The 16,045-nt window shown below is 70.3% G+C and carries 12 protein-coding genes; 4 read left to right on the forward strand and 8 right to left on the reverse strand.

Features of this window, described 5'->3' with window-relative positions:
• Nucleotides 1-133: 133 nt before the first annotated feature.
• The 4 genes from AB0M56_RS47855 to AB0M56_RS47870 are packed head-to-tail and all read right to left on the reverse strand — an operon-like array spanning nt 134 to nt 5,498.
• Nucleotides 134-1,786, reverse strand: a complete 1,653-nt coding sequence (locus AB0M56_RS47855; protein WP_364189540.1) for an ABC transporter ATP-binding protein — start codon at nt 1,784-1,786, stop codon at nt 134-136.
• A complete protein-coding gene (locus AB0M56_RS47860) occupies nt 1,783-2,697 on the reverse strand; it encodes an ABC transporter permease (RefSeq protein ID WP_364189543.1) in 915 nt (304 codons plus the stop codon). Before AB0M56_RS47860 ends, AB0M56_RS47855 begins: the two co-directional genes overlap by 4 nt.
• A complete protein-coding gene (locus AB0M56_RS47865; RefSeq protein WP_364189544.1) occupies nt 2,694-3,725 on the reverse strand; it encodes an ABC transporter permease in 1,032 nt (343 codons plus the stop codon). Before AB0M56_RS47865 ends, AB0M56_RS47860 begins: the two co-directional genes overlap by 4 nt.
• Before the next feature lie 6 nt (nt 3,726-3,731).
• Nucleotides 3,732-5,498: an ABC transporter substrate-binding protein gene (locus tag AB0M56_RS47870; protein ID WP_364189596.1), complete on the reverse strand. Its 1,767-nt coding sequence runs from the start codon at nt 5,496-5,498 to the stop codon at nt 3,732-3,734.
• A gap of 238 nt (nt 5,499-5,736) precedes the next feature.
• Between AB0M56_RS47870 and AB0M56_RS47875 the strand changes: the two genes are divergently transcribed.
• Together AB0M56_RS47875 and AB0M56_RS47880 are read left to right on the forward strand one after the other, a co-directional pair.
• Nucleotides 5,737-6,564 (forward strand): M55 family metallopeptidase, encoded by an 828-nt coding sequence (locus tag AB0M56_RS47875; protein WP_364189546.1) that lies wholly within the window; start codon nt 5,737-5,739, stop codon nt 6,562-6,564.
• The gene (locus tag AB0M56_RS47880) at nt 6,557-7,864 is read left to right on the forward strand and encodes a M20/M25/M40 family metallo-hydrolase (protein WP_364189548.1); all 1,308 of its coding nucleotides are present in this window, start codon (nt 6,557-6,559) and stop codon (nt 7,862-7,864) included. The genes AB0M56_RS47875 and AB0M56_RS47880 overlap by 8 nt, the downstream gene beginning before the upstream one ends.
• Before the next feature lie 3 nt (nt 7,865-7,867).
• On the opposite strand, the gene AB0M56_RS47885 is transcribed toward AB0M56_RS47880, so the two are convergent.
• From AB0M56_RS47885 to AB0M56_RS47895, 3 genes are read right to left on the reverse strand one after another with little or no spacing between them, the layout of a single operon-like run.
• On the reverse strand, nt 7,868-8,455 hold the full coding sequence (locus AB0M56_RS47885; RefSeq protein WP_364189550.1) for a hypothetical protein: 588 nt from the start codon (nt 8,453-8,455) through the stop codon (nt 7,868-7,870).
• Complete coding sequence (locus AB0M56_RS47890) at nt 8,452-8,784, reverse strand: hypothetical protein (protein WP_364189552.1); 333 nt, start codon at nt 8,782-8,784, stop codon at nt 8,452-8,454. Before AB0M56_RS47890 ends, AB0M56_RS47885 begins: the two co-directional genes overlap by 4 nt.
• A 2-nt stretch (nt 8,785-8,786) precedes the next feature.
• Complete coding sequence (locus tag AB0M56_RS47895; protein ID WP_364189555.1) at nt 8,787-9,458, reverse strand: class I SAM-dependent methyltransferase; 672 nt, start codon at nt 9,456-9,458, stop codon at nt 8,787-8,789.
• Nucleotides 9,459-9,833: 375 nt separating this feature from the next.
• Here AB0M56_RS47895 and AB0M56_RS47900 point away from each other — a divergent pair, with 375 nt between their 5' ends.
• Nucleotides 9,834-9,971 carry a hypothetical protein gene (locus tag AB0M56_RS47900; protein ID WP_364189558.1) on the forward strand — a complete coding sequence of 46 codons (138 nt, stop codon included), beginning with the start codon at nt 9,834-9,836 and terminating at the stop codon, nt 9,969-9,971.
• A 175-nt stretch (nt 9,972-10,146) separates the two neighbouring features.
• Entirely contained in the window at nt 10,147-14,454 is a 4,308-nt protein-coding gene (locus AB0M56_RS47905; protein WP_364189561.1) for a GH92 family glycosyl hydrolase, read from the forward strand.
• 82 nt (nt 14,455-14,536) lie between these two features.
• Here the strand turns inward: AB0M56_RS47905 and AB0M56_RS47910 are convergent, their stop codons facing one another.
• The gene (locus AB0M56_RS47910; protein WP_364189564.1) at nt 14,537-15,988 is read right to left on the reverse strand and encodes an amidase; all 1,452 of its coding nucleotides are present in this window, start codon (nt 15,986-15,988) and stop codon (nt 14,537-14,539) included.
• Between the last annotated feature and the right edge of the window lie 57 nt (nt 15,989-16,045).

Raw genomic sequence — 16,045 nt, forward strand, 5'->3', positions numbered from 1 at the left:
CTTCGCCTCACCGCACGGGCTCCCGCTCCGATGCTGTTTCGCGCACGTGTTCGGGCGGCCGGCGTGCGGTCCGGGTGAATCTTCCGCCCGTGAGTGGTCAACGTCGGTTTTTCCGGAAGTGGTCCGGAACGCATCAGCTGCCGGTGGTCGCGCGCTGGGCCGTGCCGCCGGGCAGGGCGGCGAGCAGGGAGCGGGTGTACTCGTGCTGGGGGTCTAGCAGGACCTGTTCGACGGTGCCCGTTTCGACGAGCTCGCCCCGGTACATCACGGCGACGCGGTCGGCGATGTTCCAGGCCAGGCCCAGGTCGTGGGTGATCACGAGCCCGGCGAGGCCGAGCTCCCGCCGCAGCCGAAGCAGCAGCGCGAGGATCTCGCCCCGCACGGACGCGTCGAGCGAGGCGACGGGTTCGTCGGCCACGAGCACGGCGGGTTCGAGCGCGAGGGCTCCGGCGATGACCACGCGCTGGCGCTGGCCGCCGGAGAGCTCGTGGGGCAGGCGGTCGAGGAACTTCTCCGGGGGCCGCAGCTCCGCCGCCTCCAGTGCCTTGAGCACGGTGTCGCGTTCCGCGGGCAGGCCGTGGATGCGGGGGCCTTCCGCGACGGCTTCGTAGACGGTGTGGGCGGGGTTGAGCGCGCTGGTGGGGTCCTGCAGCACGAGCTGGACCTTGCGCCGGTACGCCCGTAGCGCGGCGCCCCCGGCGGGGATGGGTTTGCCGTCGTGGCGGACCGCGCCGGAGTCGGCTTTCTGCAGGCCGAGCAGCGTGCGGGCGAGCGTGGTCTTGCCGGAGCCGGACTGGCCGACCAGGGCCACGATCTCGTCGCGGCGCACGGCGAGGTCGACGCCGTTGACAGCGTGGATGCGCTTGCCGGTGCGGTCGCGGAAGCTCACGTGGAGGTTCTCGGCTTCGAGCAGCGGCGTGTCGCCGGGCCCGGCGCGCTGCTCGGGTTCGGGAGGCAGCGGGGTGCTGGTGGCCGGGGCGAAGCGGGACACGGGGTCGCCGACGGTGGGGAACGCGGCGGCGAGCGCGCGGCTGTGTTCGTGGTGCGGGTCGGCCATGAGCTCGGCGCTGGGGCGTTCTTCGACGAGCTGCCCGTCGTACATCACGGCGATGCGGTCGCAGGTGGCGGCGAGCACGGACAGGTCGTGGCTGATCATGACGAGCCCGATGTCCTGTTCGGCCACGAGCTTCGACAGCAGCGCAAGCACCTGGGCCTGCACGATCACGTCGAGCGCGGTGGTCGGCTCGTCGGCGATCACCAGACGCGGTGAGCAGGCCAGGGCCATCGCGATCATCACGCGCTGCTTCTGCCCGCCGGACAGCTCGTGCGGGTAGGCGCCGGCGCGGGAGGGAGGGAGGTCCACCTGTTCCAGCAGCTCGGCGACGCGGGCTTTCACCTGGGTCTCGCCGAGGGCGCCGGTCTCGGGTGGGTGCAGGCGCAGGGGTTCGGCGATCTGCTCGCCGATGCGGCGCACGGGGTTCAGCGCGTGCATGGCGCCCTGGAACACCACCGACGCTTCGGCCCAGCGCACGGCGCGCAGGCGGCCCCAGCGCATGGTGGTGACGTCTTCGCCGTCGAGCAGGATCTCGCCGGTCACGTCGGCGCTGCGCGGGAGCAGCCGCAGGACACTCATGGCGACGGTGGACTTGCCCGAGCCGGACTCCCCCGCCACGCCGAGCGTGCCGCCCGCTTCCAGGAGCAGGTCGACGCCGCGGACGGCGGGAATCTCGCCGCCGCCGGTGCGGTAGGTGACGCCGAGGTTCTTCAGTTCGAGCAGGGCGGTCACGAGTGTTGTCCTTTGAGCCTCGGGTTCAGCACCGTCTCCAGCCCGCGCCCGACGAGGGTGAAGAACAGCACGACGAGCACGATCGCGATGCCCGGCGGGAGCAGGTTCCACCAGGCGCCGCGGGTCACGGCGCCGCTGCTGAGGGCGGTCTCGAGCATCGCGCCCCAGGAGATGGCGTTGGGGTCGCCGACCCCGAGGAACGCCAGGGTCGCGTCGGCGATCACGGCGTTGCCGACGACCAGGGTGGTGTTGGCGAGCACGAGCGGCAGCACGCCGGGCAGCACGTGGCGGCCGACCACGTGCAGGTGGCCGCCGCCGAGCGCGCGTGAGCGCTCGATGTAGGGCCGGCTTTCGATGGTGAGGGTCTGGGCGCGCACGAGCCGGGCTGTGCTGGGCCAGGCCGTGAGGCCGATGGCGAGGATGATCGTGCGGGTGCCCTGTGGCAGCACGGCCGAGAGCGCGATCGCGAGGATCAGCGACGGCAGCACCAGGAAGAAGTCGGTGAACCGCAACAGGATCGCCGAGATCCAGCTGCCGAAGTGCGCGGCGGCGATGCCGACGATCGTGCCGATCAGGACGCTGAGCACGGTCGCGGAGAAGCCGACGAGCAGCGAGAGCCGGGTGCCCCAGATCGTCATGAGCAGCACGGAGCGGCCGTCGACGTCGGTGCCGAGCCAGAACTGTCCGTCGGGCGGGCTGAGCGGGTGGCCGGTGGCTTTGGTGACGTCGAGTCCGTCGGAGTCGCTGATCAGGGGCAGCGCGAGTGCGACGACGACGGTCAGCGCGAGCAGGCAGAATCCGGCGAGCGCGCCTTTCTGGGCTGCGAACTCGCCCCAGGTGCGGGCGACCGCGGCGCGGCGGCGGCGCCAGGCGATGGCGCGCGGAGTTTCTGCGGGAGCGGAGGTGGTCATGCGGTGCGCACCCTCGGGTCGAGTACGCGGTAGAGCAGTTCCGCGAACAGGTTCATCAGGACCACGCCGCCGGCCAGGACGACGAGCACGCCTTGCAGCACGGGAAGGTCGGGCCCGTGGATCGCGTCGTAGGTGAGCTGTCCGAGGCCGGGCCAGGAGAACACGGCCTCGACGGTGACGGCACCGGAGACGACCATGCCGAACTGCATGAACACCAGCGTCACCGTGGGCAGCAGCGCGTTGGGCACGGCGTGGCGGCGGCGCACCAGGTCCTCGCGCAGGCCTTTGGCGCGGGCGGTGGTGAGGTAGTCGGCGTTCATCTCCCCCAGTAGCGACGAGCGCATCACCAGCATGTACTGCGCGTAGAAGACCACGAGCAGGGTCACGCACGGCAGGATCAGGTGGTGCAGCACGTCGAGCGTCTGCGGGAGCAAGCCGGGTGCCGCGTCGGGTGAGTGCATGCCGCGACTGGGGAACAGGCCGCCGGTCGCGACGAGCAGGATCAGGCCGAGCCAGAACTGCGGGACCGACCACAACGTCAGGGCGAAGCCGGTCTGGGCGCGGTCGAAGAAGCTGTTTCGCTTCCACGCGGCGCGGATGCCGAGCCACAAGCCGATCGCGACGGCCAGCACGGTGGCGCTGCCGACGAGCAGCACCGTGGGCCACAGCCGTTCGCCGATCATGTCGAGCACGGGCCGGCGTTCGATGTAGGACTCGCCGAAGTCGCCGCGGAACAGGCCGGTGAAGTAGTCCCAGAACTGCGTGAGCATGGGCTTGTCGATGCCGAGGCGGTCGCGCAGCTCTGCGATCTGGGCGGGGTCGGTGGGCCGTTCGCGGACCATGAACGCCACCGGGTCTCCCGGCAGGAGCCGGAACAACAGGAAGCCCAGCACAATCACGAGCAAGATGCTGGCGACGGCTTCGGCGACCTTGGTCAGGACGAAGCGGACGGTCCCGGTCCCGCTTCGCTGCTCGTCGGGGTCGACGAGCAGCGAAGCCGGGTCCGAAGAGGAAAGTGCCTGCGTCAAGAGGTGCTACTCCCGGTCGTCCGCGGCTTTGCCGCGCCGGCCGATCATGATCCCGCCGCCGACGAGCACCAAGACCACGACGACGCCGAGCACGATCCACAGCACGGTGTTCGACCCGCCGCTCTCGGCGGCGGTGTTCTCCGTGCCGGCGGGGACGGCGCCGTAGACGCCCCAGTAGCCGGTCTGCTCCAGGATCGAGCCCTGGGGCTGCGGCTGGGTCTGGAAGCCGGAGAACTTGTCGGAGCGGTAGGCCTCGAGCGCGTTGTCGTAGTCGAGGACGACGTTCACGGCCTGGCTGTAGAGGCGGGCTTGGGCCTGCTTGACGTAGCCGGCGCGGGTGGCCGGGTCGGTGTCGGTGAGCTGCTGCTTGTAGAACCCGTCGTAGGCCGGGTCGCAGAAGAAGGTGTCGGTGGTGGCGCCCTTGCCCTCGGCGTTGGGCCGCGCGGCGCAGGTGTGCAGCGCGAGCGCGTAGTCCGGGTCGGGGTTGGTGGCGTAGCCGGAGATCGCGAGGTCGTAGTTTCCGGCGGTGGTGCGGTCGTTGAGCTCTTCGTCGGACACGAGCTCCTGCTTGACCGAGATGCCGATCTGCTGCAGCCAGCCGGTGACGTACTGCGCGGTGCGCTGGTCGAACGCGCGGTTGGCGTGGCCGGTGAGGCGCAGCTCGAGGCGCGCGCCACCCGGGGCGATCCGGACACCGTCCTGGCCCTTGGTGTAGCCGGCCTGGTCCAAAGCCGCGTTGGCGGCGGCGAGGTCGAACTTGCGGGCCTCGGTCGGTGCGGGATCCCAGTGGTAGGCCGAGTAGATCGGCGGGATGACGCCGCCGCCGAGCTGGCCGTAGCCCCCCATGACCTTGTCCACGATGGTCTTGGTGTCGATGCTCTGGGCGATGGCCTGGCGCAGCCGGAGGTCCTTCAGCACGGGGTTGCCGTTGCCGATGGGCTTGTTGTTCACGTCTTCGACGCCGAAGTTGATGTTGATTTCGTTGTAGCGGCGGCCGGGCGCCTTGTTGGTGGCGATGTTCGGCTGGCCCTCGAGAGCGTCGAACTGGGTCGGGGTGAGCCGGTTGATCACGTCGACCTCGCCCTGCTTGAGGGCGTTGACGGCGGCCTCGACGTCCTTGAACACGAGCAGCTGCAGCTCGTCGACCTTGGGCGCGCCGCGCCAGTAGGACGTGTTGGCCTTGAACTTCACGTACTCGTTCTGCTTGTACTCGGTGAGCTGGTACGGGCCGTCGCTCACGCCGACCACGGACAGGTCGTCGGTCTTCGGGTCGTTGAGGTCCTTGATCGGCGCCCAGATGTGCTCGGGCACGATCGGCACGTCGAGCAGGTCCATGGTGGCCTGCACGGCCTTCGTCTTGATCACCAGCGTCGTGTCGTCCGGCGCGGCGACGTTCTGGAAGTTGGCGACGTAGTTGCCGTTCGCGGTGCGCGCGGTCTCGTCGTCGAGCATGCGCTGGAAGGTGAACGCCGCGTCCTTGGCCGTGACGGGCTGCCCGTCGGACCACTTCACGCCCCGGCGGATCTTGAACGTCCAGGTGAGCTTGTCGGGCGAGGTCGTCCACGACTCCGCGAGCGCGGGCGAGGCTTCGGCCTTGTCCGCACTCGGGATGGTGAGGAACTCGTAGATGAACCGGCCGACCTGCGTCGACGCCGCGAGTGACGCCGTGAACGGGTTCAGATGGTCGATGCCGGTCGTGAGCGCCACCCGCAGCACTTTCGGCTGCGCCGGCTGCTGTGCCGCGGCGGTGCCCGCCAGCGGCAGAATCGCCATGGTTCCCGCGGCCAGAACCGCGATGGCGCGGTTCACCCCGCGCCGAACGTGCTTGATGCGCACTTGAAGACCACCCCATCGTCTAGCCCCAGATTCGAAAAGTAACCACATACCGAGGGAAGGGCGCAATATGTTCCGACAACTGTGCGGGTCCGATCGTTATGTGCGAACAGGGGTCACCGTGGGTGACCTCGGGTGTTCCGCCGCGGGCCGGACGTAGGATGACTAGAGTGCGCGCATGCGGATCATGGTCTCGGCGGACATGGAAGGCGCCACGGGCGTCACGTGGACCGACGACGTCGTCCCCGGCACCGAGCCCTGGCAGCGGTTCCGGCGGTTGTTCACCGGTGACGTCAACGCGGTGCTGGCGGGGTTGTTCGATGCCGGCGCGTCCGACGTCCTGGTGAACGAGGCGCATTCGTCGCAGCGGAACCTGTTGCTGGAGGAGCTGGATCCGCGGGCGCGGATGCTCACGGGGCGCCACAAGCCGTTGTCGATGATGCAGGGCATCGATTCCGGTGTGGACGGTGTGGTGTTCCTCGGTTACCACGCGGGCGCCGGGTTCGACGGGGTGCTGTCGCACACGTACCTGGAGAACCAGATCACCGGGGTGTGGCTGGACGACGTGCCCGCGAGCGAGGGCCGGCTCAACGCGGCGCTGGCCGCGGAGTACGGCGTGCCGGTGCTGCTGGTCAGCGGCGACGACCAGGCGTGCGAAGACGCCCGTGACTACGCTCCGGAGGCGGAGCTGGTGCCGGTGAAGGAGTGCGTGAGCCGGTACGCGGCGATCTGCCTGCCGCCGGCGCGCACGTCGGAGCTGCTGAGGACGGCGGCGCTGGACTCGTGCGTGCGGGCCGGGCGGGTGGAGCGGTTGCCGGGGCGGCACCGGATCGAGGTGGAGTTCGACGCGAGTCACCTGGCGCAGGCGACGGCGGTGATCCCGACGGTGGAGCAGATCGGCACGCGCCGCGTGGGGTTCGACGCGCCGAGCATGACCGAGGCGATGAAGGCGTTCAAGGTGGTCACGGCCATCGCGGCGGGGGCGGTGCAGGGTATCTATGGCTGACGTGGTCGATGTTGTGCAGCTGTGCGCCGACTTGATCCGGTTCGACACGACCAACCGCGGTGGCGGGGACTCCGAGGGCGAGCGGGAGGCGGCGGAGTACGTCGCGGAATTCCTGGGGCGGCACGGGGTTCCGGCGAAGATCGTGGAGTCGGCGCCGCGGCGGGCGAACGTGATCGCGCGGATCCCGGGGTCCGACCCGGCGTTGCCGGCGCTGCTGGTGCAGGGGCACCTGGACGTGGTGCCGGCGGACGCGGCGGACTGGTCGGTGCCGCCGTTTTCCGGCGAGGTGCGCGACGGGTTCCTGTGGGGCCGGGGCGCGGTGGACATGAAGGACTTCTGCGCGATGGTGTTGTCCGCCGTCGCGTCGGGGCTGCGGCCGCGCCGGGATCTGGTGCTGGCGTTCGTGGCGGACGAGGAGGACAACGGCGACTTCGGGGCGCATTGGCTGGTCGAGCGGCACCCGGAGCTGTTCGAGGGCTGCGTCGCGGCGATCAGCGAGTCGGGTGGGTACAGCTACCACGTGCCCGCGGCCGACGGGCGCACCGTGCGGCTGTACCCGGTCGGGACGGCCGAGCGCGGCACCGCGCACATCAAGCTGACGACGCGCGGCCGGGCCGGGCACGGTTCGCGCCCCAACGACGAGAACGCCGTGACCATGCTCGCCGATGCGCTGCACCGGATCGCCGGGCATCGCTGGCCGGTGCGGCTGACCCCGACCGTGCGGGCGTTCCTGGACCGCACGGGTGCGGCTTTGGGCGTGCCCGTGGACCTTTCTTCGGGTGACGCTGTGGACGCGACGGTGGCGCGGCTCGGCCCGGCGGGTTCGCTGGTATTGCCGACGGTCCGCAACAGCACCACGCCGACCATGCTGTCGGCCGGCTACAAGGTGAACGTGATCCCGTCGACCGCGACGGCCCAGGTGGACGTGCGAGTGCTGCCGGACGCGGAGGACGAGCTGTTGGAGGTCCTCGACTCGTTGCTGGGTCCCGGGGTGACGCGGGAGTTCGTGGCGCACCAGCCGCCGGTGCAGGCGCCGGTGGACTCACCGTGGTTCGACGCCATGGCCGCCGCGCTGCGGGGCGAGGATCCCGACGCCGTGGTGGTGCCGTACTGCATGGGTGGCGGCACAGACGCGAAGGCGTTCTCCAAACTGGGCATGGCGTGTTACGGCTTCGCTCCCCTGTCGCTGCCCGAGGGGTTCCCGTATCGCGCGATGGCGCACGGTGTCGACGAACGAGTGCCGGTCGAGGGGCTCCGGTTCGGGACGCGGGTGTTGAAGCGGTTCCTCACGGAGTGCTGAGGGTCAGTCGGCGGGGATGCTGAACCCGAACGGGATCCTCGGGCCGGCGGGGTCGGTGCGGCCGAACGGCTCCGGTGGCCGCTCCCCGCGAGGTTTTTCCCGGACGGGGTTGGCGATGAGCTGCTCGATCGCGCAGGTGAGCCAGGCGTCGTACCAGGCTTCGAACGTCGGGGCGGGACCGAGGTCGATGGGGTCGCTTGGGTAGTCGGCTCCCGGTGGTGTGCGGGCGGGCCGGAGGATGTCGTCGCCGGCGTCCCGGACGGTTCCGGTCAGGTCGCCGGCGGTGACCAGCACGGTGGACTCCCCGCCGCCTCGGCGGGCGATCGTAACGTGGCCGGGGATCACCGCGGAGTCCTCGGGCTTCAGCCGGAGGATCCCGTGGTAGGGACCGGCGCCGGTGCCGACGCGGCTGAGGAAGTCGCGGAACGCGGAGGGCAGAACGCCCCGCATTGCTTCGATGCGTCGGAGTTCGCGCTCCGGGACACGCCGGCTGACGTAGCGGTGGGTGTCGGCGCCGAAGACGCAGCGGCGGGCGCGGTCGAGCTCGCGCAGGCGGTCGAGTTTGACCGCCAAGCTGTCGGTGGTGATCACCGGTAGGCGTTCGGGATGGCTGCGGGATGGGTGCGGGCGAGTTCGGTTTCCAGTGCGGCGGTGCGGCCTTCGGCTGCGGTCGCGTTCGGGAGGCCGAGGCGGTCGGCGATCTCCTGCCAGCTCCAGCCGCGCTTGCGGGCCTGGGCGATGAGCGCCGGTTCCGATTGGTCGGCGACCCGGCGGCCGAGGACTATTTCGCGCGCCCAGTGCGCGAGCAGGTCGTCCGGGAGGTCGTGGCCGAGCTGTGTTGCGGCGAGCAGCCGGGTGAGCAGCTCACCGGCCGGCAGGCCGTGGTCGGCGAGCCAGTTTTCGACGTCGGGGTGGGACACTGTCAGGCTTCCCGGGTGAACTGGGCCCACCAGCGGCTGCCTTCGCGGACGCGGTCGACGGTGGTGGCTCGGACGCCGTCGCGGGCGAAGGAGTCGAGTTCGGCGCGGTTGAGCGGCCAGGGTGGTCCGGACCAGGTCGCGAGGTCGATGCTCTCCTCGGCGAACGCGCCGACGACGAGAGTGCCGCCGGGCGCCAGGAAGCCGGCCACGGAGGCGATCGCCGCGTCGCGCACGGACTTCGGCATGGACTGCACGGTGAGGATCTCGACGACGACGTCGAAGGCGTGGTGCCATTCGGCGGGCGGGTCGAGCAGGTCGGCGGTGCGGTAGGAGACGCGCGTGTCGGGGAAGCGGTTCAGCACGGCCTTGATCGCGCTGGGCGAGACGTCGAACGCCGAGGTCGTGTAGCCGGCCTGGGCGAGCAGTTCCGCGTCGTCGCCCAGGCCGCACCCGACGACGAGCGCGCTGCGGCCCTGGCCGGGGTTCGCCGCCGCCCAGGCCGCGAGCTCGGGACCGGGTTCGCCGCGGTACCACGGCACGACGGCCTGCCCCGCTTCGGCCGCGGCGTACAGGGGTTCGAACCAGCCTGTCGGGTCGCCGGAGGCCAGCGCGGTCTCGGCGCGGCGGCGCGCGGCGTCGTCGGCCGCCGCCTGGTCGATCGCTTCGGGGGGCATGTTCCCCTTATACCGGCGGCGGCCATCCGGTGTGCGGGATTTCCGGATGCGCCACCCGGCCGCGCACCGCGGCGCGAGTCCGGTGACGGCCCGGCTGCGCGGCTGCCGTTCACTGACCGCCGTGGCCCGATCTCCAGACCAGTCTGCTGATCCGCACGGACTTCGCCGATCCGGCGGGGTGGGACGCGGTTCGCACCGCCGTGACGACCCCGACCGAAGAGGATTTCCTGCCGAGCCTGCACGTGGTCGACGACCCGGCGTACCGCGACGCGACTGCGGACCAGTTGGTCGCGCTGGCGCCGGAGTGGGCACTGCTGGTGCTGGCGGACCGGACGGGCGCTCGCGTCGGCGGAGCTGCCGTTGCTGGTGGTCCGGGTGAGTCCGCGCGAGAGCGGGCGGCTGTGGGTGGTCGCGGAGCACCTGTGGTCGATCGAGAACAACATCTCGCTGGCCAACATGGCCTGGGACGAGTTCGCGTCGGCGGCGGACGAGGACGGCGTGTTCCACGTCTGACGCGCCCGGCGACCGGATGCGCCAGCGGGTACGTCCGGCGTTGTCCGTTTCCGGTCAGGTTTGCCCGCCGGATCTTGACATCGATGTCACACACGGGTTTCCCTTCCGTAGCGCCGCCGCCGGGAGGGTTCCTGCGCGGGCGCGCCCGACCCGCCCCGACAAGCTGGGAGCAACGATGCCCCGAAGCGCCAGACCCGTCCGCGCCGCGCTGGTCGCGGTCGTGGCGGCGGCCGGATTGGTCGCCGCGCCGGTGACCTCGACCGCCGCGGCGGACACACCGCCGCCGGATTTCTCGTCCTCGTTCGAGCCGTCGGATCCGCAGCCGACGTGGCAGGACACCGTTGACACCGATGCCGCGGGCAAGCCGCGGACCGAGGGGGTCAACGGGGCGAACGGTGCCACGATCCCGGGTGACATCCGGGGCAAGGTGACCGAGACGAGCGCGAGCAGCGAGAACACCGACGGTGGTGAGGTCTCGGCGAACCTTGTCGACGGCACCACGGACACGAAGTGGCTTTCGTGGGACCCCACGGCGTGGGCGCAGGTGAACCTGTCGGAGCCGGTGGCGATCACGCACTACGCGATCAGCTCGGCCAACGACTTCCCCGGCCGTGATCCGCAGGACTGGACGCTGCAGGGGTCGAACGACGCGCAGCAGTGGACGGACCTGGACAAGCAGTCGGGTCAGTCGTTCGACGCGCGGTTCCAGGAGCACCAGTACAAGCTGGCCGCGGCGAGCGCGGCCTACCGCTACTACCGCCTCGACGTGACGCGCAACCACGGCGACGACATCCTGCAGATGTCGGAGCTGCTGCTGGCCAACGACGACGCTCCGCCGCCGCCGTTGCCGAACATGCGCAGCTTCGTCGACTCCGGGCCGACCAGCGGGTACACGAACAAGAACCGCGTGGGCTTCACGGGCAAGAAGGCGTTCCGCTACGCCGGCACGCAGACCGCGGCCGGGCACGGTTACTCCTACAACAAGGTTTTCGACGTGAACCTGCCGGTGGTCCCGACCACCGAGCTGTCCTACAAGGTGCAGCCGCAGCTGACGGGCAACGACCTGAAGTACCCGAGCACGAACGTCGCGATCGACCTGGCGTTCACCGACGGCACGTACCTGTCGGGGCTGGGTGCGACGGACCAGTACGGGTTCCCGCTCACGCCCTCGGGCCAGGGTGCGAGCAAGATCCTTTACGCGAACCAGTGGAACCTGGTGCGTTCGGCGGTCGGCACGGTCGCGGCGGGCAAGACGATCGACCGGATCCTCGTGGACTATGACGACCCGAACGGGCCGGGCGCGTTCCAGGGCTGGCTCGACGACGTGAAGATCTCGGCGACCCCGACGCCGCCGGCGAGCCAGCGCCCGAGTGACAACGTGCTGACCACGCGCGGCACGATGGCCAACGGCACGTTCTCGCGGGGCAACAACTTCCCGGCCACGGCGGTGCCGCACGGGTTCAACTTCTGGACGCCGGTCACGGACGCGGGTTCGGACAGCTGGCTGTACAACTACTCGACGCAGAACAACGCGGACAACCGGCCGCAGCTGCAGGCGTTCTCGGCGAGCCACGAGCCGAGCCCGTGGATGGGTGACCGGCAGAGCTTCCAGGTGATGCCGTCGGCCGCGGCCGGGGTGCCGGACGCGAACCGCGACGCGCGTGCGCTGGCGTTCTCCCACGACAATGAGGTCGCGCGGGCGCACTACTACGGTGTGACGTTCGACAACGGGATCAAGACGGAGATCGCGCCGACCGACCACGCGGCGGTCATGCGGTTCTCCTTCCCGGGCACCGACTCGAGCCTGATCTTCGACAACGTGAACAACTCCGGCGGGCTCACGCTCGACCCGGCCACGGACACGCTGACCGGGTACTCGGACGCGAAGAGCGGGCTGTCGGCGGGTGCGGGGCGGATGTTCGTCTACGCGAGCTTCGACAAGCCGGTGACCGCCGGGGCGAAGCTGACCGGCCAGGGCCGCGACAACGTGACCGGCTACCTGCGGTTCGCCGCGGGCGCGGACAAGACGGTGACGATGCGGATCGCGACGTCGCTGATCAGCGTGGAGCAGGCGAAGAAGAACCTCGAGCAGGAGCTCGCCCCGACGGCGACATTCGACTCCGTGCGCGACGCCGCGCAGCAGGCGTGGGACAAGCAGCTGGGCGTGATCGAGGTGCAGGGCGCGTCGAAGGACCAGCTGGAGACGCTGTACTCGAACCTTTACCGGCTGTTCCTCTACCCGAACGAGGCGTTCGAGAACACCGGCACGCCGCAGGCCCCGGCGTACAAGTACGCCAGCCCGGTGGCGGCGAAGACCGGAGCGGACAGCGCGACGCAGACCGGGTCGAAGGTCGTGGACGGGCAGATCTACGTCAACAACGGGTTCTGGGACACCTACCGCACCACGTGGCCGGCGTATTCGCTGCTCACGCCGGACATGGCCGGGAAGATGGTCGACGGGTTCGTGCAGCAGTACCGCGACTCGGGCTGGATCGCGCGGTGGTCCTCACCCGGTTACGCGGACCTGATGACGGGCACGAGCTCCGACGTCGCGTTCGCCGACGCCTACCTCAAGGGCGTGACGAACTTCGACGTGAAGTCGGCCTACGACGCGGCGCTGAAGAACGCCACGGTGACCCCGCCGAACTCGGCGGTGGGCCGCAAGGGCCTGGACCAGTCGATCTTCCTCGGCTACACACCGAATACCACGGGTGAGGGCTTCTCGTGGGCGATCGAGGGCTACGTCAACGACTTCGGCATCGCGAGCCTGTCGAAGAAGCTCTACGACGAGGCACCGGCGAGCGACCCGCGCAAGGCGGAGTACCTGGAGAACTACCAGTACTTCACCAGCCGCGCGCAGCAGTACGTGAACCTGTTCGACCCGAGCATCGGGTTCTTCCAGGGCAAGGACGCCAGCGGCAAGTTCACCAAGACCGCCGCCCAGTACGACCCGCGGGTGTGGGGCGGGGACTACACGGAGACCGACGGCTGGAACATGGCGTTCACCGTGCCGCAGGACGGGCAGGGGCTGGCGAACCTCTACGGCGGCAAGGACAAGCTGGCGCAGAAGCTGGACCAGTTCTTCGCCGACCAGGAGACCGCGACCTTCCCGGGCACCTACGGCGGCGCGATCCACGAGATGCGGGAGGCGCGGGACGTGCGGATGGGCCAGTACGGCCACTCCAACCAGCCTTCGCACCACCTGCTCTACATGTACGACTACGCGGGTCAGCCGTCGAAGACGCAGGCCAAGGTGCGTGAGGCGCTCTCGCGGCTGTACTCGGGCAGCGAGCTGGGCCAGGGTTACGCGGGCGACGAGGACAACGGCGAGATGTCCGCGTGGTACGTGTTCGGCGCGCTGGGTTTCTACCCGCTGCAGATGGGCAGCCCGAACTACGCGATCGGGTCGCCGCTGTTCACCAAGGCGACGCTGCACCTGCCCGGTGGTGACGTGGTGATCAACGCGCCGAAGAACTCGGCGAAGAACGTCTACGTGCAGGGCCTGAAGATCAACGGCAAGGCCTGGACGTCGACGTCGCTGCCGCAGGACGTGCTCTCGCACGGGGCGACGCTCGACTTCGACATGGGCCCGAACCCCTCGGCCTGGGGCACGGGTGCCGACGACGCGCCGAAGTCGATCACCACGGGCGACGCGGTGCCGACGCCGCTGCACGACGAGACCGGCGCCGGCAAGGGCACGCTGTCCACTTCGGACGGTTCGAACGCGGCGGCGCTGATCGACAACTCCTCGCGCACCGAGGCGAAGGTGACCGGCGCGGTGACCTACCAGCTGAACTCGACGGACGAGGCGGTCACGCACTACACGCTGACCTCGCCGAAGGGCGCGGGTGATCCGAAGAGCTGGCAGCTGGAGGGTTCCTACGACGGGAAGACGTGGGCGGTCGCCGATCAGCAGACCGGTCAGACGTTCCCGTGGCGGCAGCAGACGCGGGCGTTCGCGGTGGCCAACCCGGCGCACTACGCCTACTACCGGCTCACGGTGACCGACAACAGCGGTGGTCCGGCGTCGCTGGCGGAGTTCGAGCTGCTGGGCCGCCCGGACGCGTCGTGCACGAAGACGTTGACGGGTGTGCAGAACGGCCCGCTGACGGTGTCGAGCGGCACGGTGTGCCTCAACGGCGCCACGGTGTCGGGTCCGGTGACCGTGTCCGCCGGGGCGTCGCTGGTGGTCCGCGGCGGGTCGATCTCGGGTCCGCTCGCGGCTACGGGTGCGGGCCAGGTGGTGCTGAACCGCACGAAGGTGTCGGGCCCGGTGGCGATCACGAGCACGACCGGGGCGGTGTCGATCGAGCTGACCGACATCGGCGGTCCGGTGACCCTGACGGGCAACCACGGGCCGGTGCTGGCCGGCAGCACCGTGGGTGGGCCGCTGGCCTGCACGGGCAACACGCCCGTCCCGACCGACCACGACTTCGCCAACACCGTCCGCGGCCCGGCCGCGGGGCAGTGCGCGAAGCTGTAGCCCGGTTCCGGTGACGGTGTGGCCCCGCAGGGTTTCCTGCGGGGCCACACCGTTGTCCGGGTTCGGTCGCCTGAGCGGGTGATCAGGCGTTGATGACCGCGGCGGCGTTCTCCGGGTACTGGAAGCCGCCGATTTCCCGTTCCAGCAGTTCGGCCAGCCGCAGCGGGGTGCGGTCCTCGAACATCGGGCCGATGACCTGCACGCCCACCGGCAGGCCCTCCGGGGACCGGCCCGCGGGGATGGCCGTGGCGGGCAGGCCGGGCATGGTGGCCAGACCGGCCCACACGAGCTGGTCCCAGTACGGAACCAGCTCACCGTCGATGTCGAGCCGGCGGTTGCCCGGGTCGGGTTCGTGGTCGTGCGGGAACGCGGGGGTCGGCGTGATCGGGCAGACGACGGCGTCGAACTCGGCGAAGAGCTGCCGCCAGCGGTGGCGGTGGAGTTCGCGCCGGTGGTTCGCTTCGAGCCACTCGTGGTGGCTCAGTGTCGGACCGTGGCGCAGGGCCGCGTCCAGAGCGGTCTCGGTGGGATCCGGTTCGCGGGTCCTGAACGGGAAGCGGGCGACGGAACCCGAAAACAGCAGTTGCGCGTAGAGCGCCGCGGCTTCGGTCAGGTCGGGCAGCAGCGGACTCTGCCGCTCGACGTGGGTGCCGCCGGCGAGGAGCGCGTCGGTCACCCGTTTCACACCCGCCCGTACGGCGGACCCGGTCGGGACGAGCGGGTGCTCGTCGAGGACCAGCACGCGGAAGTCGGCGAGCCGCTCGTGGCGGGCCGGCGGCAGCGCCACGGTGTGTGCGATGCCGAATGTGAGGGGATCCGGTCCGGCCATCACGTCGAGCAGGAGTGTGAGGTCGCGGGCGGTGCGTGCCATCGGGCCGACGACGGCGAGGTCGAGCTCGACCGGCAACGCCGGCCCGGGTGGCACGGTCATGCCGCGGGTGGCCGCGAGCCCTAGCGTCGGCTTGTGCGCGTAGACCCCGCAGAAATGCGCGGGGGTACGCAGGGAGCCGGCGATGTCCGAGCCGATCGACAGCGCGCCGAACCCGGCCGCCAGGGCCGCCGCAGAGCCGCCGGACGAACCGCCCGGCGTGCGCTCGTGATCCCACGGATTGTTCGTGGCGCCGTAAATCTCGTTGAAGCTCTGCAGGTCCTGCAGCCCCAGCGGCACGTTGGTCTTGCCGAGGATCACGGCGCCGGCGGCCTTGAGCCGGGACACCTGCACCGCGTCCTCGGTGGGCAGGTGGTCGCGGTGCGGCGGCAGGCCCCACGTGGTGGGCAGGCCGGCGATGTCGTAGGACTCCTTGACCGTGACCGGAATGCCGAGCAGCGGCCGGTCCTCGCCGCGGGCTCGCGCCTCGTCGGCTCGGTGCGCGGCGGCGCGTGCGCGGTCGAAGTCCGGTACGCAGATCGCGTTGATCACCGGGTCGTGGCGGTCGATCCGGGCGATCGCTTCGTCGGTCAGGTCCACTGAGGTCACCTCGCCGGCCTTCAACGCAGCCGCGAGCTGTTCTGCCGAGTGAAAACTCCATTCCATGGAATCCGACCGTAGCCGCGAGAACAAGTGTTGAGCGGAAAAGCATGTAATCAGTTG

Source organism: Amycolatopsis sp. NPDC051372, assembly GCF_040682095.1.
In the GTDB taxonomy this organism is placed as follows: domain Bacteria; phylum Actinomycetota; class Actinomycetes; order Mycobacteriales; family Pseudonocardiaceae; genus Amycolatopsis.

Coding starts and splice junctions, on each gene's coding strand:
- AB0M56_RS47860 (WP_364189543.1), bottom strand. CDS start 2,697: ATGACCACCTCCGCTCCCGCAGAAACTCCGCGCGCCATCGCCTGGCGC.
- AB0M56_RS47870 (WP_364189596.1), bottom strand. CDS start 5,498: ATGGCGATTCTGCCGCTGGCGGGCACCGCCGCGGCACAGCAGCCGGCG.
- AB0M56_RS47875 (WP_364189546.1), top strand. CDS start 5,737: ATGCGGATCATGGTCTCGGCGGACATGGAAGGCGCCACGGGCGTCACG.
- AB0M56_RS47880 (WP_364189548.1), top strand. CDS start 6,557: ATGGCTGACGTGGTCGATGTTGTGCAGCTGTGCGCCGACTTGATCCGG.
- AB0M56_RS47895 (WP_364189555.1), bottom strand. CDS start 9,458: ATGCCCCCCGAAGCGATCGACCAGGCGGCGGCCGACGACGCCGCGCGC.
- AB0M56_RS47905 (WP_364189561.1), top strand. CDS start 10,147: ATGCCCCGAAGCGCCAGACCCGTCCGCGCCGCGCTGGTCGCGGTCGTG.
- AB0M56_RS47910 (WP_364189564.1), bottom strand. CDS start 15,988: ATGGAATGGAGTTTTCACTCGGCAGAACAGCTCGCGGCTGCGTTGAAG.